This window comes from Nonomuraea sp. NPDC049684, from assembly GCF_044465345.1.
Lineage (GTDB): Bacteria > Actinomycetota > Actinomycetes > Streptosporangiales > Streptosporangiaceae > Nonomuraea.
The window spans coordinates 750,470-773,022 of record NZ_JBITLO010000001.1; the positions used below are offsets into that span (position 1 = coordinate 750,470).

Here is a 22,553-nt window from a genome sequence, read left to right on the forward strand (position 1 = left end):
GCCAACCGGGTCTGACGTGGGGCTGATCGTGCTGTGACAGGGCTCTGACGTGCGCGGCGGTCGCCGTGTGCCCCCACGGAGGGCCGGGTAGGGGCGGCCGCCTGGCCCGCGGAATCCGGCGGGCACACGGTCACGCGAGCAGCCGCTCACGCGACCATCTGACCAGTCGAACGGGAGCTCCCAGTGACACGACGACCGCAGGAAGGGATCGAGGCATTCCTGGCCGAGGTGGGCGGCGACGCCTCTCCGGGAGTGCGCGAGACGACCGTGGAACGGCCGGTCACCGTTCCGCCGGACGCGGCGCGGGAGCCGGCGGTCCTGCTCGTGGCGGGCCTGACCGCGCTGCTGTCCCTGTACGGCGCGGACGGCGGCGTGCGGCTCGCCCTGCACCGCCCCGGCGACGGCTCAGCCCGGACGGTCGAGGTACGGGTGGGAGTGGACGTCCCGTTCTCCGTGCTGTGCCGGGAGGTGGCGAAGTGCCCCGCGCTCTCCCCATCGCCGGACACCCTCACGGTACGGACGGCCGATCCCGGCCGGGACGCACCCGGCCCGCTGCACGTGCGCCTGGCCCTGGAGGACGGCCGGCCAAGGGCATGGCTGGGCGTGTCCGGCCCCCGCCCGGCAGCGGAACGCGTCGGACAGCTGGCCGGCTACCTGGGCGCGCTGCTGGACGCGGTGGAGGGATCGCCGGACCTGCGGCTGGGCGACCTCGACCTCGTGACACCCCCAGATCCGCGACCGGCGGGGCGGCAGGCGTCCGGAGGGACCATCCACGGTCTCGTCCGGGCGCAGGTCGACGCGCAGCCGGACGCGATGGCGGTCGTCGGGGACGGCGAGCGCGTCACGTACGGCGAGCTGTGGCGACGGGCCGCAGAGATCGCCGGCGGTCTGGCCACGATGGGGGTACGGCCGGGAGATCCCGTCGCGCTCAGGCTCCCGCCCGCCCCCGCCACCGTGGCGGCCATCCTCGGCACGCTCCTGGCGGGCGCCTGGTACGTCCCGATCGATCCCCGCCATCCCGGCTCGCGGGCCTCGTTCATCGTCCAGGACAGCCGCAGCCGGCTGCTGGTCGAGGACACCCCGTCCGGGGAGGACAGCGCCGTCACGCTGGACGCCCTCCGGGCAGCGGCCGGGACCGGCCCGTTTCCGAAGGTCCCCGGATCGTCGCCCGCCTATTGCCTGTACACCTCAGGCACGACGGGGCAGCCGAAGGGCGTCCTGGTCACCCACGCCAACGTGGTGGCCCGGATCTCGGGCCCGCACTTCCCCTTCGGCTTCTCGCCCCACGACGTGTGGGCGCAGTTCCACTCCTGCGCCTTCGACATGTCGGTCTGGGAGATCTTCTGCTGCCTGGCCACCGGCGGCCGGCTGGTCGTCCTGCCGGACGGGGACGTCCAGAACCCCCGGGCACTGCGCGAGACGCTGCTGCGCGAGCGCGTCACGGTCCTGAACCAGACGCCGTCGGCCTTCGCCCGACTCGTCGCCGTGGACGACGCCGACCCCGTACCGCTGCCGGACCTGAGGTACGTGCTGTTCGGCGGCGAGCGGCTGGACCCGCCCCGCCTGCGCGAATGGCGCCGCCGCCATCGGCACGCCCGGCTGGTCAACCTGTACGGGATCACCGAGGCCACCATCCACGCCACGGTCCACGAGGTGACCGCCGAGGACTGCGAGCGGGACGTCAGCCCGATCGGCCACCCCCTCCCGCACACCAGCGTGCGCCTGGTGGACCCGCGTACGGGACGGCGGCTCGTCCCGGAGGGCGCGACCGGCGAGATGTGGCTCGGCGGAGCGGGCGTCGCCGCGGGGTATCTGCGCCGACCGGAGCTCGACCGGGAACGGTTCGTGCAGGACGCGTTCGGCGAGGACGTGCTCCTGCGGACCGGTGACCTGGCCCGCCGCGGCCCCGACGGCGGCCTGCTCTACCTGCGCCGCGTGGACGACCAGTTCCAGTGGCACGGTTACCGGATCGAACCGGGCGAGATCGCCGCCCGGCTGCGCGAGCACCCCGGCGTCGGCGACGCGGCCGTGCGGCTGGAGGGCGGCTCCGAGGGCAGGATCGTGGCCTACCTGGTGCTCTCGGGCGCGCCGCCGGCGCCCGACGAGCTGAGCGGCCACCTGGCCGGGCGGCTGCCGCCGTACATGATGCCGCACGCCTACGCGACCGTGCCCGGGCTGCCCCTGACCGCCAACGGCAAGCTCGACGTCCGGGCGCTCGCCGAGAAAGCCGCCGACCTGCGCAAGACGGGCGCGGACGAGACGCCGGCCACGGCCACCCAGCGGCAGATCCACCTGGCCGACCGCCTGCTGCCCGGCTCCTACCAGGAGACTGTCGCCTGGCGGGCCGCCGGGCGGCTGGACGACGACGCGCTGCGCCGGGCCGCGGCCGAGCTGACCGGGCGGCACGAGATCCTGCGCACCCGCTTCCGCTCCGGCGAGCACGGGCTGCGCCGGCTCGTCGGCGAACCATGGCAGCCGGACGTGGACGTGCGGGAGATCCGGGCGCGGGAGGTGTCCGAGGACGACGTCGCGCGGTGGACGGCCGGGGCTCCCGCTCTGGACCCGGCCGCCGGACGGCTGCTGCACCTGGCCGTCCTGCGCCCGGCCGCCGGGGACGACGTGCTGGTGCTGCGCCAGCACCACCTGGTCACCGACGGGGGCTCCGTACGCATCCTCGTGCGCGACCTCGGCCGCTGCTACGCCGCCGCGCTGGCGGGCGACGCGCCGCCGCCGTGGGAGGGGCCGCAGTTCCGCGGCGTCGCGGCGGCCGAACTCGCCGGGGACGACGAGGCCGCGCTCGCCCGCGCCGAACGGCGTCTCGCCGGCGCGCCGGGCACGATCCTGCGGCCGTCCGCACATCCCGGCGACAAGCCCGTCATGGTTCCGCTGCCGCCGGTGCGGGGTGAGGAGCTGCGTGCCGCCGGGCGGCGGCTGCGGGCGACCCCGTTCACGGTGGTGGCCGGGGCCGTGGCCGCCGCTCTGCACCGCTGGACCGGACGCGACGACGTCACCTTCGGCGTGCCCGCCGAGAACCGGGCCGATCCCGCGCTCGCCCAGGCCGTCGGGCCGTGCGTCAACCTGGTGGTCCTGCGTTCCCGCGCCGAGCCGGCCGGCACGCCGGACGAGCTGGTCGCCGTCCTGCACGACCAGCTCGCCGAAGCACTCGACGACCAGCACGTGCCCTATGAGCGGGTCGTGGCCCGGCTGCGTCCGGCCCGGCGGCTGGAGGCGGCGCCGTACTGCGAGGTCCTGCTCGCCTTCGAGACCGGCGACGCCGACGAACCGGCCGAACTGGGCGGACGCCCGTTGACCAGGATGCGTTTCCCGGAGATCCGGCCGCACGCCGCTCACCCCGTCATGATCACGGTCTGGACGACCGCGGACGGCGGCCTGGAAGGGACGGTCACCTGCCGGGGCGGCCTGCTGGACGACGGCGCGGCGGCCCGCCTCGCGCAGCTGGTCGCCGCGGCCCTGGACGACCTCGTCCGGGGCCGGACCACGCCGCTGAGACCCGGCGGCCCGTCGGCGGCCGCCCCGCCCCGGGTGGACGGCCCCGTCCGCCCGGCCGGGCGGGCGGCGGCGCTGGAGGAGCACGTCCTGGGCGTGTGGCGCGAGGTGCTGCGCCTGCCGGGGGTCGGCGTAGACGACAACTTCTTCGAGGCCGGCGGCGACTCCGGCCTGCTCACCCGCGTCCAGGTGCGGCTGGAGGACGAGCTCGGCGCCGAGGTGCCCGTGACGGTGCTCTTCGCCTGCCCGACCGTGCGTTCCCTGGCCGCCCGCCTGGCCGCGGACGGCGTGGCGGCGGCCGTGGAAGGAGGCGGGCATGCCTGACCTGATCGCCATCGTGGGCATGGCCTGCCGCTTCCCCGGCGCGGCGGACGTGCGGCGGTTCTGGCACAACCTGCGCACCGGCGCCGACACGATCGAGCGCCGCCCGAGCCCGCCCGGCGGCGCGGAGCCGTCCGGTGACGGGTTCGTCGCGGCGTACGGTGTCATGCCGGGGGCGGCCCTCTTCGACTGGCGCTTCTTCGGCTACAGCCGGGCCGAGGCGGCGTCAATCGATCCGCAGCAGCGGGTGTTCCTGGAGACGGTCTCGCTCGCGCTCGACGACGCCGCCCTCGACCCGGCCCGCTTCGACGGCGCGATCGGCGTCTTCGCCGGCTGCGACCCTCCGCTGGTCAAGGAGGGCGCTCCCGAGACCGCCTGGGACAAGGACATGCTGGCCACCCGGGTCGCCTACAAGCTCGGCCTGCGCGGGCCCGCGATCACGGTGCAGTCGGCGTGCTCGACCTCGCTGCTGGCCGTGCACCTGGCCTGCCGCAGCCTGCGCGACGGCGAGTGCGACGTGGCGCTGGCCGGGGGCGTGCGCATCGGCGTCCATCCGGAGGGCGGCTACCGGCATACCGAGGGCGACGTACTCTCGCCCGACGGCTACTGCCGCCCCTTCGACGCCGGGGCCCGCGGCACCGTGCCCGCCGACGGCGTGGGCGTTGTGGTGCTGAGGCGGTTGGAGGACGCCCTGCGCGAGGGGCACGAGATCGTCGCGGTCGTCCGCGGGTCGGCGGTCAACAACGACGGCGCCCGCAAGGTGGGCTTCACCGCTCCGTCCGTGCAGGGGCAGCGAGACGTGACCTCGCGCGCCCTCGACGCGGCGGGTGTCGATCCGGCCGAGGTGTCCTACGTCGAGGCGCACGGCACCGGGACCCGGCTCGGCGACCCCGTCGAGGTGGCGGCCCTGACCCAGGCGTTCCGGGCGCGCACCGGGCGGGCCGGGTTCTGCGGCCTCGGCTCGGTCAAGGGCAACATCGGGCACGCGGGCGCGGCGAGCGGCGTCGCGGGCCTCATCAAGACCGCGCTGATGCTCCGGCACGAGGAGATCGTCCCGAGCGCGCACTTCGAGCGCCCCAACCCGGACCTGGGCCTGGACGGCGGCCCCTTCCACGTCGTGACGGAGCGGCGGCCGTGGCCCGGCCCCGCGCTGGCCGGGGTGAGCTCGCTGGGCATGGGCGGGACCAACGTCCACGTCGTGCTCGCCTCGCCGCCGGCGCCGACGGCGGGCACGCCCCCTCCTGGGCCGCGGGTGCTGTGCCTGTCAGCGCACAGCGGGCCTTCCCTGTCCGCCTACCGCAAGGACCTCGCCGACCGGCTCGGCGCCGCGGACGCCCCCTCCTTGCCAGACGCCGCCCGCACGCTAAGTCTCGGCCGCCGCGAACTGCCCCTGCGGCGGGCGGTGGTGGCGCAGACGCCGGAAGCGGCCGTCCGTGAGCTGGCCAGGGAGACCAGTCCGCTGCGGGCGCGGGACGCCGGGCGGGTCGCGCTGCTGTTCCCCGGCCAGGGCGGCCCGCGGTCCGGCGGCGTCGCCGAGGCGCTGCGCGCCTGCCTGCCGGCCGTGCGGGAGGCCGACGCGCGCGCCCGGACCGTCCTCGCGAAGCGGCTCGGGCTCGACCCGGACGTCCTGGGCCGGGACAGCGGCGACACGCTCGTCCAGCAGGTGAACCTGTTCGTGCTCGGCTACGGAATCGCGCGCCAGCTCATGGACTGGGGACTGCGGCCGGTCGCCGCACTGGGCTCCAGCCTGGGCGAGTACACCGCAGTGGCCGCCGCCGGGCTGTGGACGTTCGAGGACGCCCTGGTCCTGGTGGCGGAGCGCGCGACCGCGATGCGCGGCTGCCCGCCCGGCCGGATGCTGGCCGTCGATCTGCCGCTCGACCGGGTGGCGGAGGCGGTGCCCGGGTTCGGGCGGGACACCGGCCTGTCGGTGGCGGTCGAGGACGTCGGCCGCACAATCCTGGCCGGGCCGCGCGACCGCGTCGAGCGGCTGCGCGCGGAGCTGGCGGCGGTCGGAGTGGCACACGCGCCGCTGCGCACGGGCCACGCCTTCCATTCCCTGTCCATGCGCGCCGCCGCCGACGCGCTGTCGCGGGCCGTCGCCCGGACGCCCGTGCGCGGCGGCCTCGACTTCACCGTGCTGTCCGGCCTCACCGGCGAGCCCCTGGACGCCGGGACCGCGGCCGATCCCGGCTACTGGGTGGCGCAGCTGTGCGGCACCGTCCGGATGCGCGCCTGCGTGGGCAACCTGCTGTCCGGCCCGGCCGAGCTGTTCGCCGAGCTGGGCGCGGGGACCGCGACGACGGGCTCCCTGCGACGCCATCCGTTCTGGAACGCCGATCTCGCGGCCGTCGCCCTCCCCGGCCGCCACGGCACGGACCGGACCGGCGTGCTCGACGCGCTGGGCTCCCTGTGGGCCCACGGCGCCCCCGTGAACTGGGCGGACGTGGAGGACCACGGCCGGGACGACGCCGGGGCCTGGCGGCGCCCGCTCCCGGCCCCGCCGTTCGACCCGGTCACGCCGGACGAGGCCACCCCGCTCCTGCCGCCCGCGACCACCCGCGACCGTCCGGACGCCGCCCGCACCTCCTTGGAGGACCTGTGGCGGGATGCGCTCGGCGTGGACGCCGTCTCCCTCGACGACGACTTCTACCGGCTGGGCGGCGAGTCCCTGGGCCTGGTCCGGCTGGCCGCCGCGGCGCGGGAGCGGCTGGGGGCCGAGGTCCCGGTCGGCGTCCTCGCCGAACGCCCCACCTTCGGCCATCTGCTCGACCTCGCCGGACGCCGCGCCTTCGGCGAGCTGCTCGACCACGCCGACCGGCCCTCCACCGATGACGAGCAGGACGACAGGCCGGACCACGAGCCGGACGACCGGCCCACGCTCCTCGCCCGTGGCACGTCGCCCGACCCGATCTTCCTGGTACCGCCCGCGTCGGGCAGCTCTCTCGCCTACCGGCCGCTGGCCGCCGCCCTGACCGGCCGGACCTGCCACGCCTTCGACACACCTGGGCTCGTCCCCGGGACCCGCCACCCCGGCACGGTCGAGGCCCTGGCCGCCGCCCACGTGCGACAGCTCCGGCGGACACGGCCGGACGGGCGGCCCGTCGTCCTGCTCGGCTGGTCGATGGGGGCGGTCGTGGCCCACGAGATGGCCAGGCAACTGACCCGTGACGGTGACCCGGTCGCCCTCCTGATCTGCGTGGACGGCCATCCGCCACCAGGGCCCGGCATCCCCGTGGGCGCTCATCCCCGCCACCTGGCCGACGCGCTGAGCCACCTGCGCCACCTGCGCCGTGCCCGCCGCCGCCCCGGCCCCGACGCCACCGGAACCGCCACCAGGGCCGACACTGGGGCCGACACTGGGGCTGCCACCGGGGCCGGGCGGCGCATCGCCGGGCTCGTCGAGGCGTCCGGCGACGGGTTCGACCTCGCCGGGGTCTACCGCCGCAACCTGCGCGCGCTCCTGCGTCACCGCCCACGCCCGGCGCCCTGCCCGGCGGTCGTCCTGCGGGCCGGCGCATCGCCGCGCCGCTGCCGGTGGCTTGAACGGTGGCTGTCGTCCCTGTACCCGGCCGGTGTACGGGTGCGGCCGATCCCCGGCGACCACTGGAGCGTGCTGACCGACGAGGGGGCCGCCGCGATCGCCCGCGCCGTACAGGACGTCCTGCCCCCGATCACGCGAGAGGTGAGCCGCCCATGAACGTGACCGTGCCCGACATGGTGACGCGGATCGCCACCGCCCATCCCTGCCGCGTCGCGATCGAGGACGACCGCGGCGGCCTCACGTACGGCGAGCTGCTACGGCGCGCCGTCAGCGGCGCCGCGGCCCTGGACCGGGCGGGCCCGCCCGGCGCGCCGGTCTGCGTGCGCCTGCCGCGGGGGCGCGACTTCGTGGTCGCCGCGCTGGCGGCCATGCTGTCCGGCCGCCCGTACGCGCCTATGGACGGGGCGCTCCCCCGGCGGCGGCAACGGGCGCTGCTCGACCAGCTGGGGCCGGGCACGATCCTGGTGTCCGGCCGCTCGGGCCGCACGCCTGGCGAGCTCGACCGGGGCGGGACGGGGTCCCGGCGCCCCCTGTCCCGGGCCGCGTACATCGTGCACACCTCGGGGACCACCGGGACGCCCAAGGGGGTCCTGGTCGGCCACGCGAGCCTGGCCAACCTGGTCTCCTGGCACCACCGCACCTACCGGACGGGCCCGCGCACCCGCCAGCTGCACACCGCCGGCCTGGGTTTCGACGCGGCCGTCTGGGAGATCTGGCCCTGTCTGTGCGCCGGTGGCACGCTCGTGGTGGCTCCCGACGAGGTGCGGGTCTCCCCCGCGGAGCTGGTCGAGTTCGGCCGCGAGCAGGCGATCGACATCCTGTTCGCCCCCACCCCGCTCGCCGAGATGATCGTCGAGCTGGACGCCGACGACGACATCCCCTGGCGCACGATGCTCACCGGCGGCGACGCGCTGCGCCTGCGCCGGCTCCCCCGAGGCTGGGACCTGGTCAACCACTACGGGCCCGCCGAGGCGACCGTCTGCGCCACCTGGCACACCGTCGGCCGGGTGCCGGACTCGGGCCTGCCGCCCATCGGCCGGCCCATCGACGGCGCTCGCGTCGTCCTGGTGGACCCGCGGGGGCGGCCCGTGCCGGCGGGGAGCGCCGGGGAGATCCACATCGGCGGTACGGTGCTCGCGCTCGGCTACCATCGCAGGCCCGAGGAGACCGCCCGCCGCTTCGTCACCCTGCCCGGCCTTCCCGGCCACTGGTACCGGACGGGCGACCTGGCGACCGTCAACGCCCGCGGCGAGCTGGAGTTCCAGGGGCGGATGGACGACGGCCAGCTCCAGGTGCGCGGCGTCCGCGTCGAGGCCGCCGAGATCGAGGCCGCGCTGCTGCGCCATCCGCGCGTCCGCCAGGCGGCCGTCGCCACCGTCGGCGACACGCGTGCACTCGGCGCGCTCGTCGTGGTGTCCGGGCCTTGCCCCACCGTGGGGGAACTGCGGCGTTTCATGTCGGCGGAACTGCCGGAGAGCGCCATCCCCACCCGGGTCGTGCCCGGCCCGGCGATCCCGCTGACGCCCAACGGCAAGATCGACCGGCCCGGCGTGCGGCGCAGGCTGGCGCAGGAGCAGAACAGGAGCGGACGATGACCATCCCCCTGACCGGCATGGTGGAGATCTGGCGTGAGGTCCTCATGGTGGACGACGTCGGCCCCCGATCCGACTTCTTCGACCTCGGCGGCCACTCGCTGGCGGCCACCCGCATCGTCCAGCGGATCGAGGAGGTGTGCGGCGTCCGGCTTCCGGTGTCCGCCGTCCAGGAGCATCCGACGCCCGAGGCCCTGACCGCCCTCGTCGCCGGCCCGCTGGACACGGGCCGGGGGTAGGGATGCGGGCAGGGCCCGGTCGCCGGGGCGTCAGCCGGTCGACACCGACCGCCAGAAGTAGCCCATGACGTCGCGCATCACGTCGCTGAGGCGCAGCGCCTCGTCCGGGTCGTCGCCGGCGTCGAGGCCGGCCTGGATGAAGGCGACGGCCGACGCGCTCAGCCCCTCCGGCTCGCCGCCGTAGAAGGCCACCGCCTCTTCGGGCGCGCCGGCGCCGGGGCCGCGCAACCAGGCGCCCAGCTCGTCGGAGGTGGAGAAGTACGAGCGGACGTCCACCAGGGAGGCGGCGCCCAGACCGGCCCGGTTCGCGTTGAGCGCGAGCCAGCTCAGGTAGGAGCTGTAGGCGTAGGCGGTGAAGCCCTCGGCCTGGCCGTCGGCTCCGGTGCGCGGCTCGATGGGCAGCACGCGCGCGCAGTCCAGCAGTTTCTTCCGGGCGCGCGACGCCATTTCCTGGAGCTGCAGGCAGTACACGTCCTCCGGCCGGCCGGTGAATCTGGACGAGGCCAGCGCGTAGGCGGCCAGTTCGGTGCGGTTCAGCCGCACCTCGAATTCCAGCAGCCGCCGCAGATCCGCCGGCGTGAACCGTCCGTCACGCAATTTCGCGGCGATCGGATTGTCGATCGGGTTCTCCGCCGTCCGCCGGTCGATCTCCCGCACGAGGGAGCCGGCGTCGAGCCTGCGGTCGGTCTTCATATCGATTTCTCCTTGTCTGGTCGGGCTATTTGGTGGATCGATTGAGAATGGCCAGCATTTGCTTTTCCAGCGCGGGTGAGGGGGACAGCCCGATCTCTTTCGCGAAGGACACGCGGGCGAGCTGGTAGATCCCGAGCGCGTCGGCGGGACGGCCCGCGCGGTGCAGCGCGACCATCAGCTGGGAATAGAGCCGTTCTTCGAGGGGGTTCTGCAGCACCAGCGCCTCCAGCTGGGGGATGATCTCGACGTGCCGGCCCAGTTCGAGGTTGATCTCTATGAGGCTGGCCGTGGTCAGCATCCGGCGGCTCTCCAGCAGCTGCGCGGCCTGGTCCCTGATCGGGCCGCGCGGCACGTCCTGCAGCGCCGGGCCGCGCCACAGCGCCAGCGCCTCGCGCAGGAGGGCGACGGCCTTGTCCGGCTCGGCCGACTTCAGCGTGTTCGCCGCCGCGTCGAGCTTTTCGAAGCGCACGGCGTCGATCGCGTCGGCCGGAACCTGGAGGCAATATCCGGGATAGCGGGTCTGCAGCGATATTTCCAGGCCGTGGCGTTCCCGCCAGCGCATGATGGACATTCGCAACCGGGACGCGTGCGCGTGCAGCGCGTTCGCCGCCTGCCTGGGCGGGTCGCCCCGCCACAACTCGGCGACCAGGTCCTCGACCGGAACGACGTCGCCGTGCCGGAGCAGCAGCACGGCGAACAACGAGCGTTTTTTCGGGCCGGCTATCTGGATCCGGTCTTCATCGACTCTGACTTCCAATGGGCCCAGAATGTCAAATGAGATCATCATCGCCCGCATCGATTGTGCCGCGCCGCCACGCAGGCATTCCTGTAAATATTAACTTACCCACGTGAACCGCGCGGAGAATGTGTTTCCCGGGGTGCTGTTGTGCTCTGATTCAGGTAGCCGGTTTCGCGCAGCCAGCCGATATAGAGGTCGAGCAGTGCGGCGTCCACGGGCGGGCAGGCGGCCCGGCACGTCCGGGGCCGCCTCGGCCAGGTTCGCGAGATCCGGCTCGGGCAGGGCGCCGGTGAGCTGCCGGGCCGCCACCGAGCCGTCGGGGGCCTCCTCGCCGGTGACCAGCGTGAGGTACCCGGCCAGCGGCGCGGCCGGGTCGGCGGCGCACAGACGTTCCATCTCCCGCACCCAGTCCTGCCGGGAGATGACCCGGACGGGGTAGCCGTGCCGGCGCAGCCGCTCGACCAGCAGCGGCAGGGCGGCGGGGCGCGGGTTCGCCAGATGGTAGACCCGGCCGCGCGCGGGCGTCCCGGTCAGCAGCGCCACGACGGCCTGCGCCACGTAGTCCACGGGGACGAAGTCCAGCCGGAGCGGCACGTCCGGCGCGAGCCCGGTCTCGGCGATGGCCTTGATCACGGCGGCCATCATGGTGCCGGTGTTCCACACGCCCCGGTCCCGGCTGCCGGTGATCTCGTACGGCCGGTAGAGGGCGACCGGCAGCCCGCGCCCCGCGGCCTCGGCCAGCAGTGCCTCGGCCACCCATTTGGTCTCCGCGTACCCCTGCCGCAGCCGTTCCGGGCGCGGCAGCGGATCGTCCTCGCGCACGCGCCCGCCGGTGAGCGGCCCGTCCGCGGCGGCGAGCACGTCCACCGTGGACACGTGGTGGAACGGGCGGGCGCGCCCGCCGTGGGCGGCCAGGCGGATGAGCGAGCGCACGCCGCCGACGTTGGCGTCCTGGAGCCGGGCGTAGGGATAGACGAAGTTCACCCTGGCGGCGGCGTGCAGGACGGCGTCCGTGCGGCCGGCGAGCCCGTCGAACTCCGCCGCCGTGAGCCCCAGGCCGGGCCGGGCGAGGTCGCCGGGCACCGCGGTCACCCTCGTGCCGAGGTCCGCCGTGGGCAGGCCGTACCCGCGCAGGGCCGCGCCGATCCTGCGGAGCCCGTCCTCGGCGTCCGCCGCCCGTACGAGGCACGACAGGCGCAGGTCCGTGGCGTCGAGCAGCCGCCGGACCAGGAAGGCGCCCAGGAAGCCGGTCGCGCCGGTGACCAGGATCTCGCGAGGGGGCGCCGGGTCGGCCGGGCCGAAGCGGAGGCCGGGGTCGAGCCGGGCCTCCCGGGCGAAGTCCACGGCCGGTTCGCCTCCGCCGCCGTCGTCGGCCCCCCTGCGCAGGGCGGCGATGCGCGTGGCGAAGCCCTCCAGCGACGTCGAGTCCAGCAGCGCGCGGACCAGCGCGGGGCCGGGGAGGCCGCCCATGCCGGGACGGGCGCGCAGCGCGGTGACGATCTGGACGGCCTGCAACGACGTGCCGCCGAGCTCGTAGAAGTCGTCGGCGCGGGATTCCACCGGCGTGCCGAGGACGGCCGCCCACACCTCGGCCGCGCACCGCTCGTCCTCGCCACGCGGCGGGTCGGCGGGACCGGCCGGCGGGTCGCCGGCTTCGGCCAGGGCGCGCGTGTCGACCTTGCCGCTGCTGTTCAGCGGCAGCTCGTCGGCGACCGCCACCCGGCCGGGGACCATGAACGCGGGCAACCGGTCCCGCAGGAACGCCCGCACCCGCAGCGCGAAGGACCGCCGGTCCCCCTCGCGCCGCGGCACCGCCCACGCCACCAGCGCCCGGTCCCCCCGCCCGGACTCCTGGACGGTCACGGCGGCCTCGCGCACCTCCGGATGGGCCGCCAGCTCCGACTCGACCTCGCCGATCTCCACCCGGTGGCCGCTGACCTTGACCTGCCGGTCCAGCCGGCCCAGGAACTCCAGCACGCCGTCCGGCCGCCAGACCGCCCGGTCGCCGGTCCGGTACATGCGCGCGTCCCCGCCGAGGAACGGGTCGGGCAGGAAACGTTCGGCCGTGCGCTCCTCGTCGCCCACGTAGCCGAGCGCCACGCCGTCGCCGCCGACGTACAGCTCCCCCTCCTCGCCGGGCTCGCAGGGGCTGCCGTCCTCGCGGAGCACGTAGCAGGTGGAGTTGGCGATCGGCCGTCCGATGGGGACGCGGTCGGCGTCCGGCGGCAGCCCGGTCACCTCGTGGGCGGTGGAGAACGTGCCGTTCTCCGTGGGGCCGTAGCCGTTGACCAGGTGCTCGGGCGGGCCGGCGGCCAGGACGCCGCGCACGCAGTCGGGGTTCAGCACGTCCCCGCCCGCCACCAGGTAGCGCAGCGAGGAGAACATGCCGGGGTCGGCGAAGCCGAGCTGGTGGAACAGGCCCGCGCTGAGCCACAGCACGGTCACGCCGCGCTCGCGCAGCTCGCGGGCCAGGTCCGGCGGCGACAGCAACGCCTCGGACTCGGGCACGACCAGGTGGGAGCCGTTCAGGTGCGCCCCGAAGATCTCGAAGCAGGACACGTCGAACGTCGGGTTCGTGGCGGCCAGGACGACGTCGCCGGGGCCGAACGCGGCGCAGTCGGTGCCCGTCGCCAGCCGGACAGCCGCGCGATGCGGCACGGCGACCGCCTTCGGGACGCCGGTGGACCCGGAGGTGAAGATGACGTAGGCCGGATCGGTCGCCGAGGCCACCTGCGGCGGCAGCGGCCCGGCCTCGGGCACCGGCCCGTCCAGCGGCAGCACGTGCCGCGCGTCCGGCGACGCAGGCCGGTGGGCGCGCGTCACGACGTGCTCGACGCCCAGCCGCCGGGTCAGCTCGCGCAGCCGGGCCGGCGGGTCCTCGGGGTCGAGCGGGACGTACGCGCCGCCCGCCTTGAGCACGGCCCAGATCCCCACGACGGCCTCGGCCGACCGTTCCACGGGCAGGGCCACCGGCGTCCCCGCCCGCACGCCCTGCCGCCGCAGCACCCTGGCCAGCGCGTCCGCGCGGCCGGCCAGCTCCCGGTAGGTCAGCGTCCGGCCGCCGCCGGTCAGCGCGGGCGCGTCCGGGGTCCGGGCGGCCTGGGCGTCGAACAGCTCGGGCAGCACGGCGTCGCGCGGGTAGGGGCGGGCGGTGTCGTTCCATTCCTTCAGGCTCATGCGGGGTCCTCTCCAGCTCAGCCGGTGTGCGCGGCTGCCTTCCAGAAGCTGCCGATGTGCTCCTCCATCTGCCGGGCGCGGGAGATCGCGGTGGCCTTGTCGTCGCCGTCGCGCAGGCCGTGCTCGACGACCTCCAGCGCCCGCCGTTCCAGCTCGTCGGACTGGCCGCCCTCGTAGTAGGCGACGAACTCCTCGGGCACCTCCAGCCCCTGCTTGCGCACCGCTTCGAGCAGGGCCTGGCAGCCGGGGAAGTAGACCGTCATGTCCGTGTGGAGGGCCAGCGCGTTGTCGGCCTGGCCGCCGTGCAGGGCCAGCCACGAGACGAAGCCGTTGAACGCCTGCGCGTCGGGCCCGGACGGCCACCGCCCCGCCGCGTCCGGGTCCATGCCCAGCCGGCGGGCGCAGGCCAGCAGCTTGGGGTGCGCGTCGTACACCAGGCGGGCGACGTCCAGGTAGAGGCCGACGACGGGGCTGTCGGAGAAGCGGGCGATCACGGTGCCGTACGCGGCCAGCTCGGCGATGTGGCACTGCAGCTCGATCCCGACGAGCCGGCGCAGGTGCTCCAGGGTGAGCCCGCCGACCTCGGCCAGGTCCAGCAGGCGGTTGCCGACCGGAGAGCGGTCGCGCAGCCGTTGGAGCTCGGTGACGGCGGAGGTGGCCAGGGTGAGGTCTGCGATGGCGGTCATGGTGAAGCCTTTCTGTTGTGCGAACCTGTCTGCGTTCCCCGGGGCCATGACAAGGGCCTGACGCGGGCCTGACATCCGGCTGCCGCGCGGCGCGGCCTAACCGAGCAGCGTGCGGACGATCAGCTCGGCGGCGAGGTCCCGCGCGCCGGCCTGGCGCAGGCGCGCCATCGTCCGCCGGAGCTGCCCGCCGTCCTCGCAGGCCACCCGTACGGTCAGGTCGAAGTCGCCGACGACCACGTGCGCGCCGACCACGCCGCTCATCTCGCGCAGCCTTCGCTCGAAGTCCCGCGTCGTCACCCCGGGGGCCAGGCGGACGTGCACGTCGGCCCGGACCGGGGCGGTCATGCCGGGCTCCTGCCGTGGCGCCCGGGTCGTCCCCTCACGTGCGGGCCGCCGCCGTCCAGAGCAGGGCCATGTACCTGTCGCACAGCCGGGCCGCGCGCAGGGCCTCGCCGGGGTCGTCCCCCCGGGCCAGGCCGTCGTCCACGACCGCCGCGGCGTCCTCGGACAGCAGCGGGTCGGGGGTGTTGCCGTAGTAGGCCGTGAACTCCTCGGGCACCGTCACGCCGCGCTCGCCCAGCAGCCGCACCAGCTCGACGGCGCCGCCGTAGTAGACGCCGTCCGGGGCCGAGTACAGCGACAGGGCCATGGCCGCCTGGCTGCCGTGCAGGGCCAGCCAGGAGACGTACCCGCAGAAGGCGTGCGCGGCCAGGTCGTCGCCGACGTCCGGCGCCTCGCCCAGGCGCTCGGCCACCACGGCGAGCGCGGCCCGCGCCTCTTCCACCAGCCCGGCCACCTTGAGCAGGAAACCGGCGGCCGGCGGGTGCGGGAACTGGGTGAGCAGCTCGCCGTAGGCCACGAGCTCGGCATGGTGGTAGGAGCGCTCGATCGCGACGAGGCGGCGCAGGTGGCCGACGGTGGCCCGGCCGTCGGCCGCCAGGGCGAGCAGCGGGTTGGGCGGCGGCGACTGCTCCCGGGCCCGCGCCAGTTCCTTGATCAGCGTTTCGGCGGTCATTCCGCGGCGCCTTCCACGCCGTCCTCCGGGTTCCTGAGGCCGCCCTTGTCGAGGAACTCGTGCGCCTGGGTCATCGTGGCCTGGCCGCTGTGGAACAGGTTGTTGACCAGGGCGTGCCGGGCGCCGCCCGTCGTGAGCCCCTCGTACAGGTGCTCGACGGAGCCGGCGCCGCCCGAGGCGATGACGGGGACGCCCACCGCCGCGGCGATGGCCGGCGTCATCTCCAGGTCGTAGCCGTTGCCGGTGCCCTCCTGGTCGAGGCTGTTGGCCAGCAGCCGGCCGGCGCCCAGGTCGGCCAGCATCTTCGCCCAGACGACGGCGTCCAGGTCGGTCTCCTGCTCGCCGCCGCGGATGGCGACGTTCCAGCGGCCGTCGCCGGCGCGGGCGACGTTCATGACGCCCACCACGCGGCCGGAGCCGTGCCGCTGCACGAGCGTGTGCAGGACCGAGGGGTGCTCCACCGAGGTGGTGCTCAGGCCGACCGCAGCCGCGCCCGCCGCCAGCAGGGCCTCGGCCGCCTCGATGGAGGGCATGTAGCCGTTGTCCACGGTGACCCAGAACGTGCCGCCCGTCCCGCTCAGCGCCTGGATCAGGGGGAGGAACGTCTCGTGCTCCGTCCACGGCTCCTGCACGTCCACGAAGATCGGCCCGGCGCCGTCGCGCAGGTAGACCGAGGCGATCTCGACGGCGTCGGCGGGGTCGGCCAGGCCGGCGATCCCCGAGGGCGGCGTCGCCCTGCCGCCGGCCACGTCGATGCACGGGATGATGAGGTCGTTCATGATGTCCCTTTCCGTCATTCGGGTTGGGGGTCGCCGGCCGGCCCCGGGGCGGGGGCGTCCGGTCGTCGTTCGGTGAGCAGCACCTTTCCCGCGCCGCCGGTCCGGGCGCTGTGCCGCACCGCCGCCCGGATCTCGGGCAGCGCGTACCGGCCGGCCACGTCCACGCCGGGCCGGCCGTCCGCGAGGTCGGCGACCACCTCCTCGGTGAGGCGGGCGCGGTCGTGCGGGTCCAGCGCGGCGAGCCGTTCGGGCAGCCAGAAGCCGCTCACGGTGAGGGAGGAGAAGATGACCTGGCGGGACGGCAGCGGGATCGGCTCGCCGGACAGCGCCCCGAACACGACCAGCCGGCCACCGGGACGCAGGCAGTCCAGCAGGCCCCGGCCCACCTGGCCGCCGACCGAGTCGATCGCGGCGTCCGCCCCGCCTGACGTGAGGGCCAGCACCCGGTCCACCCACGGGCCGGCGGAGATGTCGATCACCTCGTCCGCCCCCAGCAGGCGCAGCGGCGTCACCTGTTCCGGCCGCCTGACCAGGTGCAGGCACCGGATCCGGCGTCTTGCCGCGCAGGTCAGGACCATGCGGCAGACGGCCGACGCGCCCGCCGACAGCAGCAGCCATCCGCCGGGCGGCACGTCGAGCTGGTCCACCAGCAGGCGCGCCGCGAACGGGTTCACCGTGAGCTGGCAGGCGACCTCGTCGGGCATGGCGTCCGGGACCGGGATCAGCTCGGCGGGCGCGGCGCTGACGTAGTCCTGCCAGGTGCCGGTGGCGGCCACGGCGACCCGCGCGCCCTCGCGGTACGTGCCCGCCCGGTCGGCCCGCTCCACCACGCCCACGCCCTCGAACCCGGCCGGTGAGGGGAACGTCGCCTCGCGTCCGTACTCGCCTCGCACGTACATGAGGTCGGAGGGGTTGATCGGCCGGGTGGTCATCCGTACGAGCAGGTCGTCCGGCCCCTTGACGGGGACGGGCACGTCGTCCACGGACAGGACGGCGGCGGGGTCACCGTGATGATGGAACCGCACGGCGCGCATGACATACCTCCTTGCCTGGGTCGGGTTTGTCTGATTGGGGCCTGTCCCGCGTCAGGCGGACAGGAGCTGCGCCAGGCGCGGCGAGCGCGGCGCGAGCCTGCGGGCGACGGCGACCGCCGACCGCACGGCGGACTCCTGGCTGGAGACCCACGTGGTGTACTGGCCGGCGAGGTGCAGCCCGCCCCGTCCCTGCAGCGCGTCGAGGCGGCGCTGGGCCCGGACGGCCGCGGGCGTGATGAGCAGGTGCCGGTAGTCCTCCCGCAGGACCACCTGCCTCGGCAGCCGGTCGCGGTGGGTGAGCTGGCTCTTGAAGACCTCGACGCCCCTGGACGGGCCGAACCAGTCGGTGCTCTCGCTCCAGCCGTCGTGCACCTCGAAGGCGCTGGTCGACCAGTGGGCGCGGCTCTCGGGCAGGTACGCGGGATCCAGGTGCAGCGCGTACGTCGTGTCCACCGGCTCGAAGCAGCCCAGGACGTCCCGGACCTCCTGGGCGCCGGCCAGCGGCCCGAGCAGCCGCACCGCCTCCCACGGCGGCACCGCGAGGACCAGCTCGTCCACGACGTGCCGCTCGCCGGCGGTGTCGAGGAGCTCGTAGCGCCCGTCCGCGCGGCGGATCTGCCGCACCCCGGCCGCGGTCCTGATCCGGGCGGCGGGGGCGCGCGCCGCCAGGGCCCAGGCCGTGCTCTCCAGCCCCGGGAGGAGCTGCTGCCATCTCGGCTCGCCCGAGGTGCTGACGTAGAAGGCGACGGCGGCGCGGGCCGAGAGGGTCATGGCCTGTTCGAGGCTGCAGCAGAACAGGAAGGCCGGGCGGGCGTACAGCACGTCCCGCTTGATCTCCTGGCTCACCGGCAGGGGCTCGACCAGGTCGGCCAGCGGTCGTTCCCAGCTGACGTCCTCCTTGTCCCATTCGGCGGCCCGCTGGAGGAACGTCCCGACCGCCTGCCACGCCGGGCCGAGCCGCTCGTCCCGGGGCCAGGACGGCTCCGGGGTGTGCGGGCTGACCAGCAGCGGCTCCCGCCGTCCCGCTTTCAGGACGGTGAGCGAGGCCGGCAGGTCCACGAACTGGTCGTCGGCGTACCCCAGCAGCTCCAGCAGCCTGCGGTGGGTGGGGAACAGGTCCGGCGAGATGTCCTGGGCGCCGAGGTCGAGCGTCGCCTCGCCGCCGCCGCCGGCGCGGACGCGGACCGACCGCATCGTGCCGCCGACGCGGTCACGGGCTTCGAGCACCACGGTCTCGCAACTGTCGGCCAGGAGCCAGGCCAGGGTGAGCCCCGACAGACCGGCTCCGACGATTCCGACGCGCATGTCATTTCACCTTGAGAAAGCTAGAGGGGACGTGCTCCGGTAGCGCGCCATTACCCGTCGCCCCGCAGATCGCACGGCGACTTCCGGGGGAATCGACAGGCGTGCGGCGGATGTCAGCGCGGATTCAGGGCCATGTCAGGAATGCGTGGCAGCGAATCGTCGGCAATGCCGCGCGACGAAGGAGGAATTTCCATGGACGGGCCGTCGGACAGGGCTCCTGTGGTGGTCGGCGCCGACGTCTCCGGGCCTTCGTCCGTCGCCCTGGAATGGGCGGCGGAGGACTCGATCCGCCGGAACAGGCCGTTGCGGATCGTGCATGCCATGGATCTGGCCGGATATTTCGCGGGGCCTCCGGCGGCCAAGGCGTTCGCCGCTCCGATGATCGTCGAATCGGCGTACGAGATCGCCGTGGGGGTCGCCGCCGACGCGCTGGCCCGGGTCCGCGGCAGGCGGCGGCACCCGGCGGTGACGGCGCACGTCGCGCCCGGAGCGCCGGCGGCCGTCCTGCGCGAGGCGGGGCGGGACGCCGTCGAGATCGTGATCGGCCACCGTCCCCGCAACGAGGTGGTCGACCTGCTGTTCGGCTCGGTCGCGCTCGCGCTGGCCGCCAGGGCCGACGCGCCGGTGGTCGTGGCCAAGGGCGCGACGGCGCGTCCGTACGACGACGTCGTCGTGCTCCTGGAGCCCGGGCCCGCGCCGGACGCCCTCCTCGGCTACGCCTTCCGGACCGCGTCCGCGCACGGCGTCAGGCTGCGCGTCCTGCGCGCCGGACCGGCCGCCGGGCCCTCGCTCGGCGGGTGGCGGCGGCTGCATCCGGAGGTGCGGGTGCACGAGCAGCGCTGCGACGGGGACGCCCGCTCCGCCCTCCTGGCGGCCTCGGTCGCGGCCCGCCTGCTCGTGGTGGCGTCCCGGCGTCCGGCGGGGATGCCGGCGTGGCGGCGGCCGTGGGGGCTGGCTCGGCTGATCCGGCGCTCGGCGTGCCCGGTCGCGATCGTCCCCGCGCCGGCGGGCTCCCGGTGACCCGGCCCGCCCCCCCGGCGGCGCTCGGATCGAACGCCGGCTCGGCGCCCACTGGATCAAGTTCGCCGCGACCGGCGGCTTCGTCAGCCTCGCGCATCCGCCGGGCCGTGCGCGCGGGCGTCCGGGACAAGGTGGCGCCGGTGGCCGACGACATCCAGCGCAACGCCTGCCGCCTGCTGTCGGGCCAGGTCCCCGTCGCCTTGGCACCGATGCGGGGACCGTCCCGTTCGAGGACGGCCGGCGGGAGGTCGTGGTGCCGGTGTCGGAGGGGATGACGCCCCTGGCCGTGCTCAGGGCCGCCACCTCGCGGGCCGCGCGGCTGCTCGGCCGGGCCGACCTGGGGGTCCTGCGGCCCGGCGCGCGGGTGCGCGGATGACGTCCTCATGGAAGCCGCTCAGCGCAGGACGGCCGTCAGCAGGTCGGCGCCCAGCGCCGTCAGGTCGGGGAGATTGACGGTGTAACGGACGTAACGGCCGTGCCGCCGGGACGTGAGCAGGCCCGCGCGGCGCAGGACGGCGAGGTGGCGGGAGACCTCCGGAGGCGTCAGTTCCCAGGCGTGGGCCAGCTCGCCGGTGGTGTGCGGGCCGCGGGCCAGGGTGCGCAGCAGCCGCAGCCGCACCGGATGCGCGAGCGCCTCCAGCCGCAGCGTGACCGTCTCCAGCGACACCGGCTCCGACGGCTCCGCCTCGGCCACGGGGTACTGCACCACCGGCTGCCAGCCGGGCGCGTGGACCACCACCAGGTGCGGGCGGCCGAAGACGCTGGGGAGGAAGGTGACCCCGGCGCCGTGGGCGGTGGTGGCGTTGTCCTGCAGCTTGTCCACGATGATGCGGTCGCCGTCCGGCGCCAGGGCGATCGCGCCGGAGACGGACGCCAGCGCCGCCCCGGCGCCCTGGCGCTTCAGCAGGTCGTTCTTCAGGCGCAGGTCGGCGGCGAGTTGCGCGGAGACGCCCGTCCAGGCGGCGTCGAAGAACGCCTCGGCGCACTGTTCGAGGGTGTCGCGCACCCGCGCCCGCACGGCGGCCGGGTCCGCGAGCAGCCGTTCGGCGAACGCCTCCTGGAGCGCGCCGCGGGCCTGGGCCAGGTCCAGCGCCCGCTCGCGCGCCGTGGCGTCGCTGAGCGGCGACGGCGCGGCGAAGTGCACCCGGTTGCTGCCGCAGGTGGTGATGAGCGCGGCGGTCACGTAGGTCTCGTCGTCGATCCGGTCGACGTCGTCCAGCTCCTCGGCGAGGGTCGGCCGGGGACGCGCGGGCACCAGGAAGTCGGCCCGCGAGGAACGCCAGAGGAACTCCGCCTCCCTGAGCCGCTCGGCCAGCTCCGGCCGCAGCCCGGCCCAGACGTCCCCGGCCCAGCCGGCGAGCTGCGGGTGATGCCCGGGTTCGGCCAGCACGTGCAGCATCGCGGTCAGCTCGGCCAGCGGGGAGGCGGCGAACCGCAGCCGCCCGGACGGCGGCCCGCCGATGTCGATCCTCAGCGTCATCCCCACATCATCCCTGGCCGGGCGGCGGGCGGCCGCGTCGGTTGACGATGTCCGTCAACTGGCGGAGCCACCCGCGGCGGCCGAACGCATGGTTGACGCCATGGCATCCACCACCAAGATCCGGCCGCGTGCCCTCGTCCGCGCCTCCGGAGGCCCCCGCTACGCCGTCGCCCTGGCCGTGGACGCGCTCGGCACCGGCCTGCTGCGGCCCTTCCTCCTGCTCTACGGGGTGACGGTGCTGGGGCTGTCCGCGCCGGCCACCGGCGTCGCCATGACGGCCGGCGTCGTCGTGGGCCTGGTGTGCATGCCCGCGGTCGGCCGATGGCTGGACCGGGGCGCACGCAGCGCGGTCGTGGCGGCGTCGATGCTGGTGCGGGTGCTGGGCGTGGCGCTGCTGCTGGCCGCCCCGGCGGGGCACGTCTGGCTGTTCGCGACGGCGGCGCTCTTCCTCGGCATCGGCAACCAGTCCTGGCCGGCCGCCCACGCGGCCCTCGTGGCCACGGTCGCCCACGGCCGCGAACGCGACGCCGCCCTCGCGGCGGGCCGCGCCCTGCGCAACGCCGCTCTGGGCGTGGGCGCCCTGCTCGCCACCGCGTGCCTGGCGGGCGGCGCCACCGCGTTGCAGGCGCTGGCGGCCGTCACCGGGGTCGCCTATGTCGCGGCGGCGGCCCTGGCGTGGTCGGTGCGCCTGCGCGCCCGTCCTGCCACCGCTCCGGCCACCGCTCCGGCCGCTGTCCCGGGCGCTGCTCCGGGCGCTGCTCCGGCCGCTGCCTTGGCCACTGTTCCGGGCGCTGCTCCGGGCGCCGTTCCAGTCGCTGTTCCGGGCGGGGACATGAGCGGTGGGTCCGCGCCCCGGATGCGGGCGTTGCTGGCCGCCAATGTGGTGTACGTCTTCTGCCTCAACGTCCCGGAGATCGCGGTGCCCCTGGTCCTGGTGACGCAGATGCACGCGTCCCCGGTGTGGCCGGCGGCCGTCTTCGTGGCCAACACGGTGCTGGTGGTCACGTTGCAGGTGCCGGTGACCGTCCTGCTGTCCCGCTTCTCCCGGCGGACCGTGCTGGCCCTCGCCGGCGTGGTGCTCGCCGCGTCCTACCTCGGCTTCCTCGCGGCCAGCTCCCTGGGGCCGGGCTGGGGCGTCCCGGCCGTCGCCGTGGTGTCCGTGGTCTGCACCATCGGCGAGATCACCTACGCCGGCAGCGCGACGGCGCTCGTCACCGCCCTCGCGCCGGCCCATCTCCTGGGACGCGCCCTCGCCCGCTTCCAGCTCTCCACGGGCTTCGGCCTCGCCGTCTCCCCGGCGGTCATCACCGCCCTCGCCTCCCACGGCCCGGCCGCCCTCTGGGGCACCCTCACCACCGCCACCCTCCTGTCCGCCTCCGCCGTCGCCGACCGCCGCAGGGACTCCACAGCGCGGAAATAACA

General features: G+C 75.4%; 17 protein-coding genes. 7 read left to right on the plus strand and 10 right to left on the minus strand.

Annotated elements, in window-relative coordinates:
- Positions 1-183: 183 nt before the first annotated feature.
- The 4 genes from ACIBST_RS03360 to ACIBST_RS03375 are packed head-to-tail and all read left to right on the plus strand — an operon-like array spanning position 184 to position 9,203.
- A complete protein-coding gene (locus ACIBST_RS03360) occupies positions 184-3,831 on the plus strand; it encodes an amino acid adenylation domain-containing protein (RefSeq protein WP_397168673.1) in 3,648 nt (1,215 codons plus the stop codon).
- Positions 3,824-7,528 (plus strand): type I polyketide synthase, encoded by a 3,705-nt coding sequence (locus ACIBST_RS03365; RefSeq protein WP_397168675.1) that lies wholly within the window; start codon positions 3,824-3,826, stop codon positions 7,526-7,528. The genes ACIBST_RS03360 and ACIBST_RS03365 overlap by 8 nt, the downstream gene beginning before the upstream one ends.
- Positions 7,525-8,967, plus strand: a complete 1,443-nt coding sequence (locus tag ACIBST_RS03370; RefSeq protein ID WP_397168677.1) for an amino acid adenylation domain-containing protein — start codon at positions 7,525-7,527, stop codon at positions 8,965-8,967. Before ACIBST_RS03365 ends, ACIBST_RS03370 begins: the two co-directional genes overlap by 4 nt.
- Positions 8,964-9,203, plus strand: coding sequence for an acyl carrier protein (locus tag ACIBST_RS03375; protein ID WP_397168679.1), 240 nt, complete (start codon positions 8,964-8,966; stop codon positions 9,201-9,203). Before ACIBST_RS03370 ends, ACIBST_RS03375 begins: the two co-directional genes overlap by 4 nt.
- Positions 9,204-9,233: 30 nt before the next feature.
- Here ACIBST_RS03375 and ACIBST_RS03380 read toward each other — a convergent pair whose 3' ends face one another.
- From ACIBST_RS03380 to ACIBST_RS03420, 9 genes are all read right to left on the minus strand, one after another.
- On the minus strand, positions 9,234-9,896 hold the full coding sequence (locus ACIBST_RS03380) for a hypothetical protein (RefSeq protein ID WP_397168680.1): 663 nt from the start codon (positions 9,894-9,896) through the stop codon (positions 9,234-9,236).
- A gap of 25 nt (positions 9,897-9,921) precedes the next feature.
- A complete protein-coding gene (locus ACIBST_RS03385) occupies positions 9,922-10,653 on the minus strand; it encodes a BTAD domain-containing putative transcriptional regulator (protein WP_397168682.1) in 732 nt (243 codons plus the stop codon).
- Positions 10,654-10,731: 78 nt separating this feature from the next.
- Positions 10,732-13,812 (minus strand): amino acid adenylation domain-containing protein, encoded by a 3,081-nt coding sequence (locus ACIBST_RS03390; RefSeq protein WP_397168683.1) that lies wholly within the window; start codon positions 13,810-13,812, stop codon positions 10,732-10,734.
- Between the two features lie 17 nt (positions 13,813-13,829).
- A complete protein-coding gene (locus tag ACIBST_RS03395; protein ID WP_397168685.1) occupies positions 13,830-14,498 on the minus strand; it encodes a hypothetical protein in 669 nt (222 codons plus the stop codon).
- 96 nt (positions 14,499-14,594) lie between these two features.
- Entirely contained in the window at positions 14,595-14,843 is a 249-nt protein-coding gene (locus ACIBST_RS03400; RefSeq protein ID WP_397168686.1) for an Lrp/AsnC ligand binding domain-containing protein, read from the minus strand.
- A gap of 34 nt (positions 14,844-14,877) precedes the next feature.
- Positions 14,878-15,513, minus strand: a complete 636-nt coding sequence (locus ACIBST_RS03405) for a hypothetical protein (RefSeq protein ID WP_397168688.1) — start codon at positions 15,511-15,513, stop codon at positions 14,878-14,880.
- Positions 15,510-16,292, minus strand: a complete 783-nt coding sequence (locus ACIBST_RS03410; protein WP_397168690.1) for a HisA/HisF-related TIM barrel protein — start codon at positions 16,290-16,292, stop codon at positions 15,510-15,512. The genes ACIBST_RS03405 and ACIBST_RS03410 overlap by 4 nt, the downstream gene beginning before the upstream one ends.
- A gap of 14 nt (positions 16,293-16,306) precedes the next feature.
- Complete coding sequence (locus ACIBST_RS03415; RefSeq protein ID WP_397168692.1) at positions 16,307-17,326, minus strand: zinc-dependent alcohol dehydrogenase family protein; 1,020 nt, start codon at positions 17,324-17,326, stop codon at positions 16,307-16,309.
- A 51-nt stretch (positions 17,327-17,377) separates the two neighbouring features.
- Positions 17,378-18,631: an FAD-dependent oxidoreductase gene (locus ACIBST_RS03420; RefSeq protein WP_397168694.1), complete on the minus strand. Its 1,254-nt coding sequence runs from the start codon at positions 18,629-18,631 to the stop codon at positions 17,378-17,380.
- A 192-nt stretch (positions 18,632-18,823) separates the two neighbouring features.
- Here ACIBST_RS03420 and ACIBST_RS03425 point away from each other — a divergent pair, with 192 nt between their 5' ends.
- Entirely contained in the window at positions 18,824-19,651 is an 828-nt protein-coding gene (locus ACIBST_RS03425) for a universal stress protein (protein WP_397168696.1), read from the plus strand.
- Positions 19,652-19,904: 253 nt separating this feature from the next.
- Positions 19,905-20,027, plus strand: a complete 123-nt coding sequence (locus ACIBST_RS03430; protein ID WP_397168697.1) for a hypothetical protein — start codon at positions 19,905-19,907, stop codon at positions 20,025-20,027.
- A gap of 18 nt (positions 20,028-20,045) precedes the next feature.
- On the opposite strand, the gene ACIBST_RS03435 is transcribed toward ACIBST_RS03430, so the two are convergent.
- Positions 20,046-21,131 (minus strand): DUF5937 family protein, encoded by a 1,086-nt coding sequence (locus ACIBST_RS03435; protein ID WP_397168699.1) that lies wholly within the window; start codon positions 21,129-21,131, stop codon positions 20,046-20,048.
- Positions 21,132-21,231: 100 nt separating this feature from the next.
- On the opposite strand from ACIBST_RS03435, the gene ACIBST_RS03440 reads away from it, so the two are divergent.
- Positions 21,232-22,551, plus strand: coding sequence for an MFS transporter (locus ACIBST_RS03440; protein WP_397168701.1), 1,320 nt, complete (start codon positions 21,232-21,234; stop codon positions 22,549-22,551).
- Positions 22,552-22,553 lie beyond the last annotated feature (2 nt).

Excerpts from the sequence above, each read along its gene's own strand:
- ACIBST_RS03365 (WP_397168675.1), top strand. The coding sequence starts at position 3,824 with ATGCCTGACCTGATCGCCATCGTGGGCATGGCCTGCCGCTTCCCCGGC.
- ACIBST_RS03370 (WP_397168677.1), top strand. The coding sequence starts at position 7,525 with ATGAACGTGACCGTGCCCGACATGGTGACGCGGATCGCCACCGCCCAT.
- ACIBST_RS03375 (WP_397168679.1), top strand. The coding sequence starts at position 8,964 with ATGACCATCCCCCTGACCGGCATGGTGGAGATCTGGCGTGAGGTCCTC.
- ACIBST_RS03380 (WP_397168680.1), bottom strand. The coding sequence starts at position 9,896 with ATGAAGACCGACCGCAGGCTCGACGCCGGCTCCCTCGTGCGGGAGATC.
- ACIBST_RS03390 (WP_397168683.1), bottom strand. The coding sequence starts at position 13,812 with ATGAGCCTGAAGGAATGGAACGACACCGCCCGCCCCTACCCGCGCGAC.
- ACIBST_RS03395 (WP_397168685.1), bottom strand. The coding sequence starts at position 14,498 with ATGACCGCCATCGCAGACCTCACCCTGGCCACCTCCGCCGTCACCGAG.
- ACIBST_RS03400 (WP_397168686.1), bottom strand. The coding sequence starts at position 14,843 with ATGACCGCCCCGGTCCGGGCCGACGTGCACGTCCGCCTGGCCCCCGGG.
- ACIBST_RS03405 (WP_397168688.1), bottom strand. The coding sequence starts at position 15,513 with ATGACCGCCGAAACGCTGATCAAGGAACTGGCGCGGGCCCGGGAGCAG.
- ACIBST_RS03410 (WP_397168690.1), bottom strand. The coding sequence starts at position 16,292 with ATGAACGACCTCATCATCCCGTGCATCGACGTGGCCGGCGGCAGGGCG.
- ACIBST_RS03415 (WP_397168692.1), bottom strand. The coding sequence starts at position 17,326 with ATGCGCGCCGTGCGGTTCCATCATCACGGTGACCCCGCCGCCGTCCTG.
- ACIBST_RS03420 (WP_397168694.1), bottom strand. The coding sequence starts at position 18,631 with ATGCGCGTCGGAATCGTCGGAGCCGGTCTGTCGGGGCTCACCCTGGCC.
- ACIBST_RS03425 (WP_397168696.1), top strand. The coding sequence starts at position 18,824 with ATGGACGGGCCGTCGGACAGGGCTCCTGTGGTGGTCGGCGCCGACGTC.
- ACIBST_RS03435 (WP_397168699.1), bottom strand. The coding sequence starts at position 21,131 with ATGACGCTGAGGATCGACATCGGCGGGCCGCCGTCCGGGCGGCTGCGG.
- ACIBST_RS03440 (WP_397168701.1), top strand. The coding sequence starts at position 21,232 with ATGGCATCCACCACCAAGATCCGGCCGCGTGCCCTCGTCCGCGCCTCC.